The following is a 17,547-nucleotide window of genomic DNA, read 5'->3' as shown; positions in this document are numbered from 1 at the left end:
CTCGCGGCCCTCTCGGGCCTGGCGCTCGCGCTCGGCGGCTGCGGCTCCGACGACGCCCCCGCCGGGAGCGCGGCCTCCACGACCCCGGGCACCGCCGGCGCCGCCCCGGAGACCACCACCACCGCGCCCGTCCCCGACGGGCCGTTCGGCGCGGGGTGCTCGGCGGTGGCCCCCGGAGGACCGGCTGGGTTCGCGGGGATGAGCGCCGTGCCGGTCGCCACCGCCGCCGGCAGCACCCCGGGGCTGTCGAGGCTGGTCCAGGCGCTGCAGGCGGCCAGCCTCGTGGAGACGCTGGACACCACGCAGGACATCACCGTGCTCGCCCCGGCCGACGTCGCGTTCGAGGCGGTCCCGGCCGACGCGCTGCAGGGGCTGATGGCCGACACCCCGGCGCTGACCGCGCTGCTGACCCACCACGTCCTCCCGGGCCGCCTGGCGCCCGCCGAGCTGGTCGGGACGCACACCACGCTCAACAACGACGAGGTGACCGTCGAGGGGGCGGGCGAGGAGCTCACCATCGGCGCCGACGGCACGCTCGTCGGGGCGCAGGCCTCGGTGATCTGCGGCCACGTGCAGACGGCCAACGCCACCGTCTACGTCATCGACCAGGTGCTGCAGCCCGCCGAGGGCTGAGGGCGCCCCCCGGCCGGGGACGAGCGACGCACCGGGCCGCCGCCCGGACGCGTGTCTAGGGTTCCTCCCCATGACGGCTCCCACCGCCCTGCCCGACCGCGACCGGCTGCTCCAGCTGATCGTCGACCTCGCCGTGGTGCACGGGAAGGTCACGCTCTCCTCGGGCCAGGAGGCCGACTGGTACATCGACATGCGCCGGCTGACCCTGCACCACGAGGGCGCCCCGCTGGTCGGCCGGGTGATGCGCCAGCTCACCGGCGACCTGCGCTACGACGTCGTCGGCGGGCTCACGCTGGGGGCGGACCCGGTGGCGACGGCGATGCTGCACGCGGCCGCGGCCGGCGAGGGGTGGCTCGACGCCTGCGTGGTGCGCAAGGCGGGCAAGGCGCACGGGCTGCAGCGGCGGATCGAGGGGCCGGACGTCGCCGGCCGCGCCGTCCTGGTGGTCGAGGACGTCTCCACCACCGGCGGCAGCCCGCTCACCGCCGCCGAGGCGCTGCAGGAGGCCGGCGCCGAGGTGGTCGCGGTCGCGGTGGTCGTCGACCGGGGCGGGCGGCAGGCGGTCGAGGATGCAGGCTTCGAGTACCGGGCGGCCTTCACCCTCGCCGACCTCGGCCTCTCCTGAGGACCGCGGATGATCAGGTGACCTGATCGTTCCGGGTCCTGGCTCAGCATCGGTAGTGAGCCAGGACCCTTGGTGATCAGGTGACCTGATCACCAAGGGAGCCTCTACGGTGTGACGGTGACCACGACGACGGCGACGTGGCTCGCCGAGCTGACCGGTGCGCTGGGCCGCGACAGCGTGCTGACCGACCCCGACGTCACGGCCGCCTACGCCCGCGACCAGGCGATGATGGCGCCGGCCGGCCTCCCCGCGGCGGTGGCCTTCCCGCGGCGTACCGACGACGTCGCCGCCGTCCTGCGGATCGCCTCGCGGCACGGCATCCCGGTGGTGCCGCGCGGCGCGGGCTCCGGCCTCGCGGGCGGCAGCAACGCCGTCGACGGCGGCATCACGCTGGTCATGACCCGCATGGACGCCGTCCTGGAGGTCTCCACCGCCGACCGGCTGGCCGTCGTGCAGCCGGGCGTGGTCAACAAGCAGCTGCGCGACGCGGTCGCCGGCAGCGGGCTGTTCTACCCGCCGGACCCCTCCAGCTACGACTGGTGCACGATCGGCGGCAACCTGGCCACCAACTCCGGCGGCCTGTGCTGCGTGAAGTACGGCGTCACCACCGACTACGTGCTCGGCCTCGAGGTGGTGCTCGCCGACGGGCGCGTGCTGCGCACCGGCCGGCGCACGGTCAAGGGCGTGGCCGGCTACGACCTCGCCCGCCTGTTCGTAGGCTCCGAGGGCACGCTCGGCGTCATCACCGAGGCCACGCTCGCGCTCCGCCCCGCGCCGCGGGCGCCGGTCACCCTGGCCGCCTCGTTCGCGACGACGGCGCAGGCCGGCCAGGTCGTCGAGCGGGTGGTCACCTCCGGGCTGGTGCCCAGCCTGCTGGAGATCATGGACGGCACCTGCATCCGCACCGTCGACCAGGTGCTGAAGGCCGGTCTGGACCACGGCACCCGGGCGCTGCTGGTCGCCCAGTCCGACGCGGGGGGTGCGGCCGCCGCCCAGGAGGTCGCCGCGCTCACCCGGCTGTGCGAGGAGGCCGGCGCCCAGTTCGTCCACTCCACCGAGGACCAGGCGGAGGGCGACCTGCTGCTCGCGGCCCGGCGCATGGCGCTGCCCGCGCTGGAGCGGGTCGGGGGTGCGGTGCTGATCGACGACGTCGCCGTGCCCCGCTCGAGGATCGCCGGCTTCCTGGACGGCTGCGACGCCATCGCCGCCGACCGCGACGTCGTCATCGGCGTCGTCGGGCACGCCGGTGACGGCAACATGCACCCGACCGTCTGCTTCGACGCGGGCGACGCCGACCAGCGGCAGCGGGCCTACGCGGCGTTCGACGACATCCTGGCCCTCGGGCTGTCCCTCGGCGGGACGATCACCGGCGAGCACGGCGTGGGCACGATCAAGCTGGACTGGCTGGAGCGGGAGATCGGTCCGGTGGCGCTGGACGTGCACCGCTCGATCAAGGCCGCCCTCGACCCCGCCGGTCTGCTCAACCCGGGGACGGTGTTCCGCAGCACGCCGGCGGGTGCCACGCTGGGGCGATGAGCAGGGAGCGCTTCCTCGTCATCGGCGGTGACGCGGCGGGGATGTCGGCGGCGGCGCAGGCGCGGCGGCTGAGGGACGCGGACGACCTCGAGGTCGTGGTGCTCGAGCAGGGGGACGTCGTCTCCTACTCCGCCTGCGGCATCCCGTACTGGATCGGCGGCCAGGTGGCCGACCGCGCGCAGCTGATCGCCCGGACGCCGGAGCAGTTCGCCGCCCGCGGCATCACCGTGCACACCGGCACCCGGGCGGTCGAGATCGACGCGGCCGCGGGCAAGGTGGTCACGGACGCCGGCGAGCGGATCGGCTACGACCGGCTGCTCGTCGCGACCGGCGGCCGGCCCAACCGCCCGCCGATCCCCGGGCTGGACGCCCCCGGCGTCTTCGGCGTCCACCGCCTCGACGACGGCGCCGCCATCCGTGCGGCCCTCGAGTCCGACCCGCGCCGCGCCCTGGTGCTCGGCGGCGGCTACATCGGGCTGGAGATGGCCGAGGCCCTGCAGCGCCGCGGGCTCGAGGTCACCGTGGTGCTCGCCGACCCGCTCCCGATGCAGCTGCTCGACGCGGACATGGCCGAGCGGGTCTGCGCCGGCATGGGCGCCATGGGCATGGAGATGCACCCCGACCAGGCGGTGCGGGAGATCCTGGTCGACGACTCCGGCCGCGCGCGGGGCGTGCGCACCGACGCCGGCAGCTACGACGCGGACCTGGTCGTGCTCGGGCTCGGCATGGGGCCGGAGGTGGCGCTGGCCGAGCAGGCCGGCATCCGGCTGGGCACCACCGGCGCGATCGCCGTCGACCGCACCCAGCGCACCCGCTCGCACCCGGAGATCTACGCCGCCGGCGACTGCTCGCAGACCTTCCACCGGGTCACCGGCGAGGCGACCCACGTCGCGCTGGGCACCCACGCCAACAAGCAGGGCCGGGTGGCGGGCTCGGTGATCGGTGGCCGGGCGGCGCGTTTCGCCGGCGTCCTGGGCACCGCGCTGACCAAGGTCGGCGACCTGGAGATCGGCCGCACCGGGCTGTGCACGACCGAGGCCGAGGAGGCCGGGTTCGACTACCGCACCGACACGATCGAGGGGACGACGAAGGCGGGCTACTACCCGGGCGCCGAGGAGATCGCGGTCAAGCTGATCAGCGAGGCCGGGTCCGGCCGGCTGATCGGCGCCCAGATCGTGGGCGGGCCCGGCTCGGGCAAGCGGATCGACGTGCTCGCCACCGCCATCTGGGCGGGGATGACCGCGGAGGACCTCGCCGGCTCCGACCTCTCCTACGCCCCGCCGTTCTCGCCCACCTACGACCCGGTGGTCGTCGCCGCCCGGGTGGTCAGCCGCATCGAGCAGGGCTGAGCCCGGAGACGGCGGCGCGCAGCCAGGCGTCACCCGGTCGGTGGTCCCCAGGGGACCACCTCGGGACGCGGCGTCCGCCCCGACGCCCCGGAGCGCGCCCGGCGGCGCGATACTGCACACCGACATCCGCACGTACAGCGCCGTACAGCCGTTCCCGACGGAGGAGTGCCGCATGCCCATCGCCAGCCCCGAGGTCTACGCCGACATGATCAGCCGGGCGAAGGAGGGCGGGTTCGCCTACCCGGCGATCAACTGCACGTCCTCCGAGACCGTCAACGCGGCGCTGCGCGGGTTCGCCGACGCCGGCAGCGACGGGATCATCCAGTTCTCCACCGGTGGTGCGGAGTTCGGCTCCGGCACCCGGGTCAAGGACATGGTCACCGGTGCGGTCGCGCTGGCCGAGTTCACCCACGTCGTCGCCGAGAAGTACCCGGTCAACGTGGCGCTGCACACCGACCACTGCCCGAAGGACAAGCTCGACTCCTACGTGCGCCCGCTCATCGCGCTGTCCAAGGACCGGGTCGACGCCGGCCAGGAGCCGCTGTTCCAGTCGCACATGTGGGACGGCTCGGCGATCGAGCTCGGCGAGAACCTCGACATCGCCGAGGAGCTGATGGAGAAGTCGGCGGCGGCCAAGATCGTCCTGGAGCTGGAGATCGGCATCGTCGGCGGCGAGGAGGACGGCGTCGTCGCGGAGATCAACGAGAAGCTCTACACCGCCGACGGCGACTTCCTGCGCACCGCGCAGCAGCTCGGGCTCGGGGAGCGCGGCGTCTACCTGCTGGCGGCGACCTTCGGCAACGTGCACGGGGTCTACAAGCCCGGCAACGTCAAGCTGCGTCCCGACGTGCTGCAGCGCGGGCAGGCGCTGGTCGCCAAGGAGTTCGGCCTGGGCGAGGACGCCAAGCCGTTCAACCTGGTCTTCCACGGCGGCTCCGGCTCGGCCGAGTCGGAGATCCGCGAGGCGCTCTCCTACGGCGTCGTGAAGATGAACGTCGACACCGACACCCAGTACGCCTTCACCCGGCCGATCGCCGGGCACATGTTCACCCACTACGACGGCGTGCTGAAGATCGACGGCGAGGTCGGCAACAAGAAGACCTACGACCCGCGCAGCTACCTCAAGGCCGCCGAGACCAGCATGGCGGCCCGCGTCGTCCAGGCCTGCGAGGACCTGCTGTCGGCCGGCCAGTCGCAGGGGGCGTGATCGTGGGCCACCCGCACGGGAACCTGCTGGGCGAGCCCGACCCGACGCTGCTGCCGCCGACGCCGGAGGCCGACGCCGAGCTCGCCGAGGGCGCCACGCTGGCCGAGGCCGCGGCGCACCACCCCACGGTGAGCGCGGTGTGGGCGGGTCTCGCCGAGGAGGCGATCAGCCGCCCCGAACGGGCGCTGGTCGACACGGTCCAGGCCTACGCCTACGCCCGCACCGGCTACCACCGCGGGCTGGACGCGCTGCGCCGCAACGGGTGGAAGGGCTACGGCCCCGTGCCGTGGTCGCACGAGCCCAACCGGGGCTTCCTGCGCTGCGTGATGGTCCTCGCCCGCGCGGCCGAGGCCATCGGCGAGACGGCGGAGGCCGAGCGCTGCACCCAGCTGCTCCGGGACTCCGATCCGACGCTGGCCATCTGATCGTTCACGATCGGTAACGGGCGGTCCGCTCCGGCGGGCCGCCCGTTGCCCGTTCCAGCAGCGCGTTCGGCTTCCCGGGTTTGGATCACCGCCGTCGTGATCACTACGCAGAGTGCTCGGCGCCAGAAGGGCGCCCAGGAAAGGAGACCTCTGATGGCCACCTTGCTCTGGATCCTCGCCGTCGTCCTCGTGGTCGCCGGCGTCGTGGCGATCATCCGCAAGGAGATCCTGTGGGGGATCGTCCTGATCGTGGTCGGCCTGCTGGTCGGTCCGGGTGGGGTGAGCATCTTCACCTGACCGGCCCCGGGCCCCCGCCGTCGCGGGGGCCCGGGGGTGTTCACCGCTCGCCGAGCTCCGGGTGGAGGGCGGTGAGCGCGTCGGTCAGCGTGTTCAGCTGGTCCCCGCCGGCCATCAGCGCGGTGAGCCCGTCGGAGTCGACGTCGTCGCGGGTGAGGTTCCCGGCGACCTGCCCGTGGGCCAGCAGCAGGAACCGGTCGCCGACCAGGTGGGCGTAGCGCGGGTTGTTGGTGACGACGACGACCGCCAGGCCCTGGGCCCGGGCCCTGAGGACCGCCTGCCCGAACAGCGTCTGGCGGGCCACCGTCATGGGCGTGACGGGCTCGTCGATGACCAGGGCCCGCGCGCCGAAGTGCAGCGCCCGGGCGACCGCCAGGCTCTGCCGCTCACCGGCCTGCAGGGCGCTCGCCGGCTGGTCGGGGTCCAGCCCGGTGACGCCCACCCGCGCCATCGCCCGCGTCGTCGTCTCGCGCGCGCCGTCCAGGTCGAGCCGGCGGAACGGCCACACCCCGCGGGTGGGCTCGGCGCCGAGGAAGAAGTTCCGCCAGACCGACAGCAGCGGGGCGACGGCGAGGTCCTGCCACACGGTGGCGATCCCCGCCTCCCGGGCCTGGCGCGGCGAGCGGAACCGCGTCGGCACGCCGCCGACCAGCAGGTCGCCCTCGTCGTGGCGGCGCAGCCCCGAGATCAGCTGGACCAGGGTGGACTTGCCCGAGCCGTTCTCCCCGAGGACGCAGGTGATCTGCCCGGGGAGCAGGGCGGCGGTGACCCGGCTGAGCGCGGGCACGCTGCCGTGCCGCACGGTGACGCCGCGCAGCTCGACCACCGGGGTGGCGCGCTCGACCCGCTCCTCCAGGTCCGGCGGGGTGGCGCTCACGACCGCGGCCTCGCGCGGAGCCGGCGCCGCACCTCGCCGTTGGCCAGCAGCGCCACCAGCAGCAGGACGCCCAGGAGCGCCTGGAACCAGCGGGTGTCCCAGTCGGCCAGCGTGATGCCCTCCCGCGCGACCGCGTACAGCAGCGCGCCCACGGAGGCGCCGATCGCCGACCCGTAGCCGCCGGTCAGCAGGCACCCCCCGATGACCGCCACGACGATGAAGTCGATCCCGCTGAGGATCCCGACCGTCCCCCCGGCCTGGACGCTGGCCAGGCGCACCAGGGTCATCGTGCCGAGCAGCCAGCCCGCGGCCGCCGTCAGGCAGAACAGCGCCACGGTCGTGCGCCGCACCGGTACGCCGAGCTCGCGCGCGGCCCGGCGGGCGCCGCCGCTGGCGAACACCGCGTTGCCGAACTTCGTGCGCCACAGCGCCCAGGTGGCCAGCGCCGTGATGCCGAGCCACCACAGGATGCTCACGCTGAACCGCCCGTTGCCGAGCTGGACGGTCGCATCGAAGACGGCGGTCGCCGAGGACCAGCCGGGGGACTCGTCCAGCCCGCTGACCCGGGTGACGCCCGCCACCGCCTGCGCCCCGGCCTGCGAGGTGCCCTGCAGGATGAGGAAGGTCGCCAGGGTGACCAGGAAGCTGGGCAGGCCGGTGTTCACGACCAGGACGCCGTTGACCACCCCGACCACCAGCGCCGCCAGCAGCGAGACCAGCAGCGCCGGCCAGGTGCTCCACCCCGCGTAGCCGATGAGCAGCGCCGTGAGCAGCGAGCTCGCGACCGCGGTGACCCCCACCGAGAGGTCGAACTGCCCGGCCACCAGCAGCAGCGCCACCGCGACCCCGCCGATGCCGAGGAGCGCCGCCGTGTCCAGGACCGTCGCCAGCCCGAAGGGGCTGAGGAGCTCGGGCACCCGCAGGGCGAAGAAGGCGACGACGATGACCAGGCCCACGACGGCGGGCAGGCTCGGCCGCGCGAACGCGCGCGCCAGGAAGCGGCGGCCGGCGGGTACCTCGGCGGTCCGGGCGCCGAAGGTCCCGCGAGGGTCGGAGATCACCGGCACGGCGACCCGTGGGCGTGGCAGGACGTCGGCAGCGGGTCCTCCTCGGGCGGTCGGGTGGCTCCAGTGTCCACGACGCCCCCGGCCCCCCGCAGCCGCCCGGTGCGGGGGTCCTCTCAGGGGTCGAGCCGCCACCGCACGCGGTCGTCGGCGTACCACGTCCACCGGTGGACGGGGCGCACGAACGGCACCCCGTCCCGGACGATCCGGGCCGGGTCCGAGGCCACCTGCAGCGCGCGCCCGCTGGTCTGCCGGGTGGGCCGCAGGGGCTGGGTCATCACGGTCACCGTGATGGTGTCGACGGCGGTCCAGTCCGGCCGCACGTCGATGCGGGTGATCTCGCCGTCGGCCACCTTGATGTCGTCGTGGTACGCCTGCAGGCCCAGCCGCCGGGAGAGCGACCGGCGGCCGTCGCCGGAGGCCTCGATGCGGCCGTGGTGCAGCAGCACGCCGCCGTGGTCGTCGCGGACGAGCCCCAGCTCGCGGGGCGCCCCGGTACCGATGCCGAGGGCACGGGCCAGCGCGGTCGAGGACTTGTCGGCCGCCGGTTCCCACGCGACGGGCACCTCCGCCGTCCGCCCGGCCTTGAACAGCGCCGCCAGCGCCCCGGAGAGGCCGGCGACCGGGCCGCGCACCAGCAGCCGGTCGGCCGTCGCGACCGGCTCCAGCTGGCTCCGCAGGGGTGCCTCCGCGGGGCCCAGGCGGCGGAGGTCCAGCTCGACCGAGGACATGCCGATACCCTGTCACCCGTCCCACCCCAGCCCCGGCCGACCTGCCGGGGGATCGACCCGGGTGCCGCGCAGCAGACCCGTGCCGCCACCCCGCCGGACAGGAGAGCCACGAGCCGATGCCCGCTGTCGTGCTGATCGGTGCCCAGTGGGGCGACGAGGGCAAGGGCAAGGCCACCGACCTGCTCGGCGGCCGCGTCCCCTACGTCGTCCGCTACCAGGGCGGCAACAACGCCGGGCACACGGTGATCACCCCGGACGGCGAGAAGTACGCCCTGCACCTGATCCCGTCCGGGATCCTGACGCCGGGCTGCACGCCGGTCATCGGCAACGGCGTGGTGATCGACCCGGAGGTGCTCATCCGCGAGCTGGCGGGTCTGGAGGAGCGCGGGGTGGACACCTCGCGGCTGGTGATCTCCTCCGACGCGCACCTGATCATGCCGCACCACCGGGCCCTCGACAAAGTCACCGAGCGGTTCCTCGGCAAGCGCAAGATCGGCACGACCGGCCGCGGCATCGGCCCCGCGTACGGCGACAAGGTCGCCCGCGTCGGCATCCGCGTCCAGGACCTGCTCGACCTGTCGATCCTGCGGCAGAAGCTCGAGGGGACGCTGCAGGAGAAGAACCAGGTCCTGGTCAAGGTCTACAACCGCAAGGCCATCGACGTCGACGAGGTCGTCGAGGAGTACACGCAGTACGCCGAGGCGCTCAGGCACCGGATCGTCGACACCCGCCTGCTGCTGGGCAAGGCGCTCGACGCCGGTGAGTGGGTGCTGCTGGAGGGCTCGCAGGGCACGCTGCTCGACGTCGACCACGGCACCTATCCGTTCGTGACGTCGTCCAACCCGACCGCGGGCGGGGCGGCCGTCGGCGCCGGTGTCGGCCCGACGCGGATCGAGCGCGTCGTCGGCATCCTCAAGGCCTACACGACCCGCGTGGGGTCGGGGCCGTTCCCCACGGAGCTGCACGACCAGTGGGGCGAGTACCTGCGCAAGCACGGCGGCGAGGTCGGCGTCACCACCGGTCGGGACCGGCGCTGCGGCTGGTTCGACGCCGTCGTCGCCCGCTACGCCAGCCGGGTCAACGGCATCACCGACTTCTTCCTCACCAAGCTCGACGTCCTGTCCGGCCTGGAGACGGTGCCGATCTGCGTCGCCTACGAGATCGACGGCGTCCGGCACGACGAGATGCCGATGACGCAGACCGATTTCCACCACGCGACGCCGGTCTACGAGGAGATGCCGGGCTGGTTCGAGGACATCCGCGGCTGCCGCACCTTCGACGAGCTGCCCGCGGCCGCCCAGGCCTACGTGCGCCGGCTGGAGGAGCTCTCCGGGGCCCGGATCAGCGTCATCGGTGTCGGCCCCGGCCGCGACGAGAACGTCGTCCTCCACGACCTGATCTGAGTGATCCGTCGTCCTCCGGACGACCACGTTCCGTCCCCGGCTGAGCTGAGCCGTTGCGTCGCGGCTGCGCGGAGGCCTCCGGCCCCCACTCGCCACGACCGAGCGGTGCTGCGGGTAAATGCCGCGACAGCCGGGGCCGCCCGGGGCCACGATGCCGTGCGTGGAGCTGACCGATCTCGGCTGGACGCCGGACCGCGCCGCCGCGCTGCCCCCGGGCAGCGAGCCGGGGCGGGTGGTGCGCGTCGACCGCGCGCGGCTGACCGCGCTCACCGCCGGCGGCGAGCGCCGGGCGCACCCCGCACCCGCCCTGCGCGACGACGTGGTCGGGGGCCCCGCGGTCGGTGACTGGATCGCGCTGCGCGGCGAGCTCGCGGTCGCCGTCCTGCCGCGCCGCAGCGCCTTCACCCGCACGGCCGCGGGCCGCACCTCGGCCGCGCAGGTCGTGGCCGCCAACGTCGACACGGTGCTGGTGGTGGATGCGCTGACCGGACCGGCCCGGCTGCGGCGGGTGGAGCGCTACCTGGCCGTGGCGTGGAGCAGCGGCGCCGCGCCGGTCGTCGTCCTCACCAAGGCCGACCTGTGCCCCGACGTGCCGGCCGGGGTGGCCCAGGTCGCCGAGGACGCCGTCGGCGTGCCGGTGCTGGCGGTCAGCCCGGTCACCGGGGCGGGGCTGGACGCCGTCCGGGCGCTGGTACCCGCCGGGGCCACCGCCGCCATGGTGGGCCCCTCCGGCGTCGGCAAGTCCAGCCTCGCGAACGCGCTGACCGGGCGGGAGGTGGCGGGCACCCGCCAGATCCGCGACGACGGCCGGGGCCGCCACACCACCACGGCGCGGGAGCTGCACCGGCTGCCCGGCGGCGGGTTGCTGATCGACACCCCGGGCATGCGGGAGCTGGGCCTGCACGACGACGCGGACGGGATCGACCGGGCGTTCGCCGACGTCGCGGAGCTGGGGACGCGTTGCCGCTACCGGGACTGCGGGCACCGGGGGGAGCCGGGCTGCGCGGTGGCGGCCGCCATCGACGACGGCCGGCTCGACCCGGCCCGGTTCACCTCCTGGCGCAAGCTGCAGGCCGAGGCCCACCGCCAGCAGCTCCGCGTGGACGCCCGGGCGCGACGGCACCGTCGTCCCCCGGACGACACCGCGACCAGGGTGCGGGCGGGCTCGCGCTGAGCCGCTGCGTGGACCGCGCCGGGAACCTCCCGGGCCCCGCGCCGCGGACCACCGGTCGGTTCAGACCAGCTGGGCGGTGAGCGCCGTGCGGGCGCGGACGGCCTGGTCGGGGGAGTCGCTGATCAGCCCGTCGACCTCCAGCGCCAGCAACGCCAGCGCGTCCCCGACGGCGTCGCCCAGCCCCTCGGGGGCGGTGCCGCGGCGGAGGTGCCTCGGCAGGAAGGCGTTCTCCGCCCGCAGCGTCCAGCAGAACACCGTCAGCTCGGCGGCGTGCGCCTGGGCGACGAGGTGGCCGCCGCCGGGCCCGTGCTCGGCCCCGCTGGCCAGCACGCGCTCCCGGCTGGGCGCGATGCCCTGGGCGTAGGTCGAGATCTCCCGCAGCCCGGACGGGGTCACCATCGCGTCACCGACCGGCAGGTCGTGGACCAGCTGCACCAGCCGCGGGCCGTCCTCGCCCAGCCGGCCGCGGAGGTCGCGGAGCACCCCGGGGTCGAACGCCTGCACGACGACGGTGCCGTCCGCGCCGTCCGCCCCGAGCCGGCGCAGCTCCTCGGCCACCAGCGCACCCATGGGCATGCCGACCTCGGCGAAGTACTCGGGGTGCTTGAGCTCGGCCAGCACCTGCACCGGCCGCTCGGCGGTGGAGCGGCAGCGGGCCAGCTCGACGACCTCGGCCAGCGTCAGGACGCCGTACCGGCCGTCGTAGGCGGTGTTCAGCGGGCGGAGCTCGGGCATCCGCTCCACGGCGCGCAGCGTCCGCAGCTCGGCGTGCGTGAAGTCCTCGGTGAACCAGCCGGTGCACACCAGGCCGTCGACCACCTTCGTGGTCCGGCGGCCGGCGAACTCCGGGTGCTCGGCCACGTCGGTCGAGAGCGACAGCTCGTTCTCGTGCCGGACCACGAGCACGCCGTCGCGGCTGAGCACGACGTCGGGCTCGATGAGGTCGGCTCCCTGGTCGACGGCCAGCTCGAAGCTCGCCCGCGTGTGCTCCGGCCGGTAGGCCGGGGCTCCGCGGTGGCCGATCACGAGGGGGCGGGGAAGACGTGTCCCTGGCCGGTCCGCCAGCGACTCGGTCGCGCGCATGGCACCCACAACACATGAATCGGGTGAATCGGGGGCGAACTGGAGGGGACGGGTCGCGCACGATCGGGCGGCCGGCGCGCTGACCAGCGGCTGCCCGCGGCCGGCGTGGGTGATCTCACACGTCGTGCCTGTGACGGGTGGGACGGCACCCTGCGGCGGGGCCGCCGGTGCGCACCATCGGTAGGGTCGCGGATCGTGCGCGTGCTGGTGATCGGCTCCGGTGCCCGGGAGCACGCCCTGTGCGTGGCTCTGCAGTCCGACCCCGCGGTGAGCGCGCTCGCCTGCTCCCCGGGCAACGCCGGGACGCGGGCCGTCGCGCCGCCGCCCCCGGGCGGGGAGCAGCTCGCCGCGGCCGACCCGGTCGCGGTGGCGGCGCTGGCGCGGGACTGGCGCGCCGGCCTCGTGGTGATCGGCCCGGAGGTGCCGCTGGTCGCCGGGGCGGCCGACGCCGTGCGCGAGGCCGGCATCGCCTGCTTCGGCCCCTCCGCGCAGGCCGCGCAGCTCGAGGGCAGCAAGTCCTTCGCCAAGCACGTCATGACGGCGGCCGGCGTCCCCACCGCACGCTCGTGGCCCGTCGGCGGCCCGGCCGAGCTGGAGACCGCGCTGGACGAGGTCGCGGCGCTCACCGGCGGTGCCCCCTACGTGGTCAAGGACGACGGGCTGGCCGCCGGCAAGGGCGTCGTCGTCACCCCCGACCGGGAGGCCGCCGCCGCGCACGGCCGGCGGGTGCTCGAGGCAGGCGGCTCCGTGCTCGTCGAGGAGTACCTCGACGGGCCGGAGGTCTCGCTGTTCGCCGTCACCGACGGGACGACGGTGCTGCCGCTGGTGCCCGCGCAGGACCACAAGCGCCGCGACGACGGCGACGCCGGCCCCAACACCGGTGGCATGGGCGCCTACGCCCCGCTGCCGTGGGCCCCGGCGGGGCTGGTCGACGAGGTGCTGGCCACCGTGCTCCAGCCGACCGTCGACGAGATGGCCCGCCGCGGCGAGACCTTCAGCGGCCTGCTCTACGCCGGGCTCGCGCTCACCTCGCGCGGTGTGCGGGTGGTGGAGTTCAACGCCCGGTTCGGCGACCCCGAGACCCAGGTCGTCCTCCCGCTGCTGGAGACGCCGCTGGGCGGGCTGCTGCACGCCGCGGCCACCGGCACCCTCGCCGACCACCCGCCGCTGCGCTGGCGCGACGGTGCCGCGGTCACCGTGGTCGTCGCCGCGCCGGGCTACCCCGAGGCGCCGCGCACCGGCGACCCGGTCACCGGCGCCGACGGCGAGGGCGTGCTGCACGCCGGGACCGCGCTCGCCGCCGACGGCACGGTGCTGTCCGCCGGCGGGCGGGTGCTGGCCGTCACCGCCGTCGGCGACGACCTCGCCGGCGCGCGCCAGGCGGCCTACGAGCGCGTGGCCGGCGTGCGGCTGGCGGACGCCCACTGGCGCACCGACATCGCCCTGGCCGCCGTCGAGGGCCGGATCGCCCTCGGCTAGCCGGCGGCGACCACGGGGCGGGCGCGCTCGGGCCGGGGCTCGGGCGGCCGCGGGCCCTCGTGCCGGCGGCTCAGGTAGGTGCCGGCGACGTTCACGCACGCCACGGTGGGGACGGCGATGAGCGCGCCGAAGATGCCGCCGACCAGCAGGCCCGCGGCGATCGCGAGCACCACCGCCAGCGGGTGCACCCGCACCGCCCGGCCCAGCAGCAGCGGCTGGAGCACGTGCCCTTCCAGTTGCATGACGCCGATGACGACGGCGAGGGCGATCAGCGCGGTGATCGGGCCGTTGGACACCAGCGCCACCAGCACCGCCACGGTGCCGGCCAGGAAGCCGCCGATGATCGGCACGAAGGCGCCGAGGAACACCAGCGCGGCGAGCGGGATCACCAGCGGCACGCCGAGCACCGCCAGCCCGATGCCGATGCCGACCGCGTCGACGAGCGCGACGACGACGGTGGCGCGCACGTAGGAGATGAGCGTCCGCCAGGAGCGCCGGGCGGCCTCGTCGAGGTAGGCGCGGGAGGCGGCCGGGAAGAGGCCGACCAGCCACAGCCAGATGGAGCGGCCGTCCTTCAGGAAGAAGAAGAGGGTGAACAGCGCCAGGACGATGCCGGTGACGACCTCGCCCACCGTGACCGCGGTGGTCAGCGCGCCCGAGGCCAGGGTGTCCTGGTTGTCGAGCAGCGCGTCCTGCGCCTCGGTGAGGAGGTCGGCGAGCTGCCCCTCGGAGATGGGGAAGCTGCGGACGACGAAGGTCTGGACCTGCTCGAGCCCCTGGCTCACCTGCGCGGCGAGGTCGGCGAAGCCCGCGGTGAACCGCTCGACGACGAGGGTGATGATGCCCGCGACCACGGCCAGGCCGACCAGCAGCATCGTGAAGGCGGCCAGGGAGGGCGGCCAGCCCCGCCTGGCCAGCCCCGCGGCCCCCGGCTGCAGGAGCGCCGAGAGCAGCAGGGCCACGAGCACCGGGACGATGACGACGGCGAGGTAGGCCGCGGCCCAGAGCAGCGCGTAGAAACCGGCGATCACCACCATCAGCCGCCAGGACCACGCGGCCGCCATGCGCAGCCCGAACGGCACGACGCCCTCCGCGCCGGCCCCGGCCCCGCGCCCGGCGGGGCGCGGGGCCGCGCCGTCGGCCGAGGGGTGCGCGGGTGGGCCGCTGACCCCACCCGGACCCAGCGCGCCGTCGAGGTCGGGGGCGCCGGGGGCCGGGCTGCCCAGCGGGGGCGGGACGCCGTCGGAGCCGTCGGCGCCGGCCCGGATGCCGACCGGGTAGGGGTCGGGCGGGCCGTGGTGGTGGTGCCAGGCGTGCGGATCGTGCTCCCGGGCGGCGCGGATCCGGTCGCGGGCGCGCGCGGCGAGGTCGCGGCTGCGCACGGCGAGAACTCGGGCGCGTCGCCGCATCGATCACCTCCGGTAGGGGCCGTTCGTGATCACGCTAGCCCTGCGGGAGACTGTCCCCGTGCTGCGACGAGCTGACCGGTGGCGGGCGGTACCCGCATGATCGAGCGCTACACCCTCCCCGAGATGGGCCGGGTCTGGAGCGACGCCCACAAGTACGAGCTGTGGTGCCGCGTCGAGACGCTCGTCCTGGAGGCGCACGCCGCGGCCGGGCGGGTGCCCGCCGACGTCGTGGAGCCGGTGCGCAACGCGCCCCCGCCCACGGCCGAGCGGGTCGCCGAGATCGAGGAGACGACGCAGCACGACGTCATCGCGTTCCTCACCGCGTGGGCCGACAACACCGAGCCGCGGTCGGCCGCCGCGTTCGTGCACCACGGCATGACGTCGTCGGACCTGCTGGACACCGCGCTGGCCGTGCAGCTCACCGAGGCCACCGACATCCTGCTGGCCAAGGCCGACCGGCTGGTGGCGGCGCTGCGCGACCACGGGCTGGCGCACCGCGGCACGATCAAGGTCGGGCGCACCCACGGCGTGCACGCCGAGCCGGACGTGTGGGGGCACCGGGTCGCCGACCTCGCCTTCGCCGCGGCCCGCTCCCGCGACCGGCTGCGGGCGGCCCGCGAGCGCGTCGGCGTCGTCGCCATCTCCGGCGCCGTCGGCACGTACTCGCTCATCGACCCCTCGGTGGAGGTCGCGGTCGCCGAGGCGCTGGACCTGCAACCCGCCGACGCCTCCACCCAGGTGGTGCTGCGCGACTCGATCAGCGAGTGGGTCTCCGCGCTGGCGATCATCGCGACCGTCTGCGAGGCGATCGCCCTGGAGGTGCGGCACGGCCAGCGCACCGAGGTGCGGGAGCTGTCCGAGGCGTTCGGGTCGGGCCAGAAGGGCTCGAGCGCGATGCCGCACAAGAAGAACCCGATCCGCTCCGAGCGCATCGCCGGGCTGGCGCGGGTGGTGCGGGCGGCGATCGTGCCGCTCATGGAGGGCATCCCGCTCTGGCACGAGCGCGACATCTCGCACTCCTCCACCGAGCGGGTGTTCCTGCCCGACGCCGCGATCACCACCGACTACCTGCTCGACCTCACCGCGGGCCTGGTGGAGAACCTGGTGGTGGACGCCGAGCGGATGCGGGCGAACCTCGAGTCCACCGGCGGGCTGATCTACACCTCCTCGGTGCTGCTGGAGCTCGTGGAGGGCGGGCTGTCCCGCGAGGACGCCTACGCGCTGGTCCAGTCCGCGGCGATGGAGACGTGGCAGAGCGGCACGCCGTTCCGCGAGACGCTGCGCGCGCGGGCGTCGTCGTCCGGCGTGGCGCTGGACGAGGCGCGGCTGGACGAGATCTGCCGGCCGGAGCAGTACGTGGCGAACCTGGGGCCGCTGTTCGACCGGCTGGCTGCCCTGTCGTGATCGACCTCCCGCTCGTCGCCCGCGGCAAGGTGCGGGAGATCTACGACGCCGGCCCCGACCGGTTGCTGCTGGTCGCGTCGGACCGCATCTCCGCCTACGACCACGTGCTGCCCACGCCGATCCCGGACAAGGGGCGGGTGCTCACCCAGCTCTCGGTGTGGTGGTTCGAGCAGCTGACGCCGGTGCTGGAGGCGTTCGGGGCCTCGCACCACCTGGTGTCGGCCTCGGACGTGCCGGCCGACGTCGCCGGGCGGGCGATGCTCGTGCGGCGGCTGGAGATGCTGCCCGTGGAGTGCGTGGCCCGCGGCTACCTGTCGGGGTCGGGCACGAAGGAGTACGAGCGGACCGGGTCGATCCGCGACGTCGCCCTGCCGGCCGGGCTGGTCGAGGGCTCGCAGCTGCCGTCGCCGGTGTTCACGCCGTCGACCAAGGCGGAGGTCGGGGAGCACGACGAGGCGATCGACTTCGCCGCCGTCGTGACCGCCGTCGGGGCCGACCGGGCCGTGGAGCTGCGCGAGCTGACGCTGGCGCTCTACCGGCGAGGTGCGGAGATCGCGGCCGACGCCGGCATCGTGCTGGCCGACACGAAGTTCGAGTTCGGGGTGGCCGGTGGGGCGCTCGTGCTGGGCGACGAGGTGCTCACCCCCGACTCGTCCCGGTTCTGGCCGGCCGGCACCTGGTCGCCCGGGGCGGTGCAGCCCTCGTACGACAAGCAGTTCGTGCGCGACTGGCTGACCTCGTCGGGGTGGGACCGGGTCTCCGAGCCGCCCGAGCTGCCCGCCGACGTCGTCGCCGCCACGCGCGAGCGGTACGTGACGGCCTACGAGCAGCTGACCGGTCGCCGCTTCGCC

At 75.0% G+C, this 17,547-nt stretch carries 17 protein-coding genes; 12 read left to right on the top strand and 5 right to left on the bottom strand.

Translation table 11 applies throughout. The features are described 5' to 3' along the window. The 7 genes from E9549_RS19760 to E9549_RS19730 form a co-directional block, all read left to right on the top strand. Positions 1–633: fasciclin domain-containing protein (locus tag E9549_RS19760; RefSeq protein WP_236828298.1), on the top strand; the 633-nt coding region annotated here is incomplete at its 5' end. Positions 634–703: 70 nt separating this feature from the next. Further along, entirely contained in the window at positions 704–1,258 is a 555-nt protein-coding gene (gene pyrE, locus E9549_RS19755) for an orotate phosphoribosyltransferase (protein WP_236828297.1), read from the top strand. 117 nt (positions 1,259–1,375) lie between these two features. Beyond that, entirely contained in the window at positions 1,376–2,794 is a 1,419-nt protein-coding gene (locus E9549_RS19750) for an FAD-binding oxidoreductase (RefSeq protein WP_236828296.1), read from the top strand. After that, positions 2,791–4,143: an FAD-dependent oxidoreductase gene (locus E9549_RS19745; protein WP_236828295.1), complete on the top strand. Its 1,353-nt coding sequence runs from the start codon at positions 2,791–2,793 to the stop codon at positions 4,141–4,143. The genes E9549_RS19750 and E9549_RS19745 overlap by 4 nt, the downstream gene beginning before the upstream one ends. Positions 4,144–4,315: 172 nt before the next feature. Beyond that, positions 4,316–5,350, top strand: coding sequence for a class II fructose-bisphosphate aldolase (gene fbaA / locus E9549_RS19740; RefSeq protein ID WP_236828294.1), 1,035 nt, complete (start codon positions 4,316–4,318; stop codon positions 5,348–5,350). Next, positions 5,347–5,775: a DUF3151 domain-containing protein gene (locus tag E9549_RS19735; protein WP_236828293.1), complete on the top strand. Its 429-nt coding sequence runs from the start codon at positions 5,347–5,349 to the stop codon at positions 5,773–5,775. Before fbaA ends, E9549_RS19735 begins: the two co-directional genes overlap by 4 nt. A gap of 153 nt (positions 5,776–5,928) precedes the next feature. Next, complete coding sequence (locus E9549_RS19730) at positions 5,929–6,072, top strand: GPGG-motif small membrane protein (protein ID WP_236828292.1); 144 nt, start codon at positions 5,929–5,931, stop codon at positions 6,070–6,072. A gap of 40 nt (positions 6,073–6,112) precedes the next feature. Here E9549_RS19730 and E9549_RS19725 read toward each other — a convergent pair whose 3' ends face one another. From E9549_RS19725 to E9549_RS19715, 3 genes are all read right to left on the bottom strand, one after another. Beyond that, positions 6,113–6,949 carry an ATP-binding cassette domain-containing protein gene (locus E9549_RS19725; protein WP_236828291.1) on the bottom strand — a complete coding sequence of 279 codons (837 nt, stop codon included), beginning with the start codon at positions 6,947–6,949 and terminating at the stop codon, positions 6,113–6,115. Beyond that, positions 6,946–8,010: an ABC transporter permease gene (locus tag E9549_RS19720; RefSeq protein WP_236828290.1), complete on the bottom strand. Its 1,065-nt coding sequence runs from the start codon at positions 8,008–8,010 to the stop codon at positions 6,946–6,948. The genes E9549_RS19725 and E9549_RS19720 overlap by 4 nt, the downstream gene beginning before the upstream one ends. Positions 8,011–8,129: 119 nt before the next feature. Next, complete coding sequence (locus tag E9549_RS19715) at positions 8,130–8,744, bottom strand: hypothetical protein (protein WP_236828289.1); 615 nt, start codon at positions 8,742–8,744, stop codon at positions 8,130–8,132. 116 nt (positions 8,745–8,860) lie between these two features. Here E9549_RS19715 and E9549_RS19710 point away from each other — a divergent pair, with 116 nt between their 5' ends. Both E9549_RS19710 and rsgA read left to right on the top strand, forming a co-directional pair. After that, a complete protein-coding gene (locus tag E9549_RS19710) occupies positions 8,861–10,147 on the top strand; it encodes an adenylosuccinate synthase (RefSeq protein WP_236828288.1) in 1,287 nt (428 codons plus the stop codon). A gap of 160 nt (positions 10,148–10,307) precedes the next feature. Next, entirely contained in the window at positions 10,308–11,321 is a 1,014-nt protein-coding gene (rsgA, locus tag E9549_RS19705; protein ID WP_236828287.1) for a ribosome small subunit-dependent GTPase A, read from the top strand. Positions 11,322–11,381: 60 nt separating this feature from the next. Here the strand turns inward: rsgA and E9549_RS19700 are convergent, their stop codons facing one another. Beyond that, on the bottom strand, positions 11,382–12,347 hold the full coding sequence (locus E9549_RS19700) for a glycerophosphodiester phosphodiesterase family protein (protein ID WP_236828286.1): 966 nt from the start codon (positions 12,345–12,347) through the stop codon (positions 11,382–11,384). Between the two features lie 252 nt (positions 12,348–12,599). Here E9549_RS19700 and purD point away from each other — a divergent pair, with 252 nt between their 5' ends. Beyond that, a complete protein-coding gene (gene purD / locus E9549_RS19695; protein WP_236828285.1) occupies positions 12,600–13,883 on the top strand; it encodes a phosphoribosylamine--glycine ligase in 1,284 nt (427 codons plus the stop codon). Here the strand turns inward: purD and E9549_RS19690 are convergent. Continuing rightward, a complete protein-coding gene (locus E9549_RS19690) occupies positions 13,880–15,292 on the bottom strand; it encodes an AI-2E family transporter (protein ID WP_236828284.1) in 1,413 nt (470 codons plus the stop codon). The two genes, purD and E9549_RS19690, sit on opposite strands and share 4 nt — an antisense overlap. A 96-nt stretch (positions 15,293–15,388) precedes the next feature. Between E9549_RS19690 and purB the strand changes: the two genes are divergently transcribed. Together purB and E9549_RS19680 are read left to right on the top strand one after the other, a co-directional pair. Further along, on the top strand, positions 15,389–16,696 hold the full coding sequence (gene purB, locus E9549_RS19685; protein ID WP_236828283.1) for an adenylosuccinate lyase: 1,308 nt from the start codon (positions 15,389–15,391) through the stop codon (positions 16,694–16,696). Next, positions 16,693–17,547, top strand: an 855-nt coding sequence (locus E9549_RS19680) for a phosphoribosylaminoimidazolesuccinocarboxamide synthase (RefSeq protein ID WP_236828282.1), incomplete at its 3' end; no start/stop codon positions are given. The genes purB and E9549_RS19680, both read left to right, overlap by 4 nt.

This window comes from Blastococcus sp. MG754426 (assembly GCF_021699055.1).
GTDB lineage: Bacteria > Actinomycetota > Actinomycetes > Mycobacteriales > Geodermatophilaceae > Blastococcus.
Note: the sequence above shows the minus strand (reverse complement) of the source record. Positions and strands in the feature narration are given on the sequence as shown.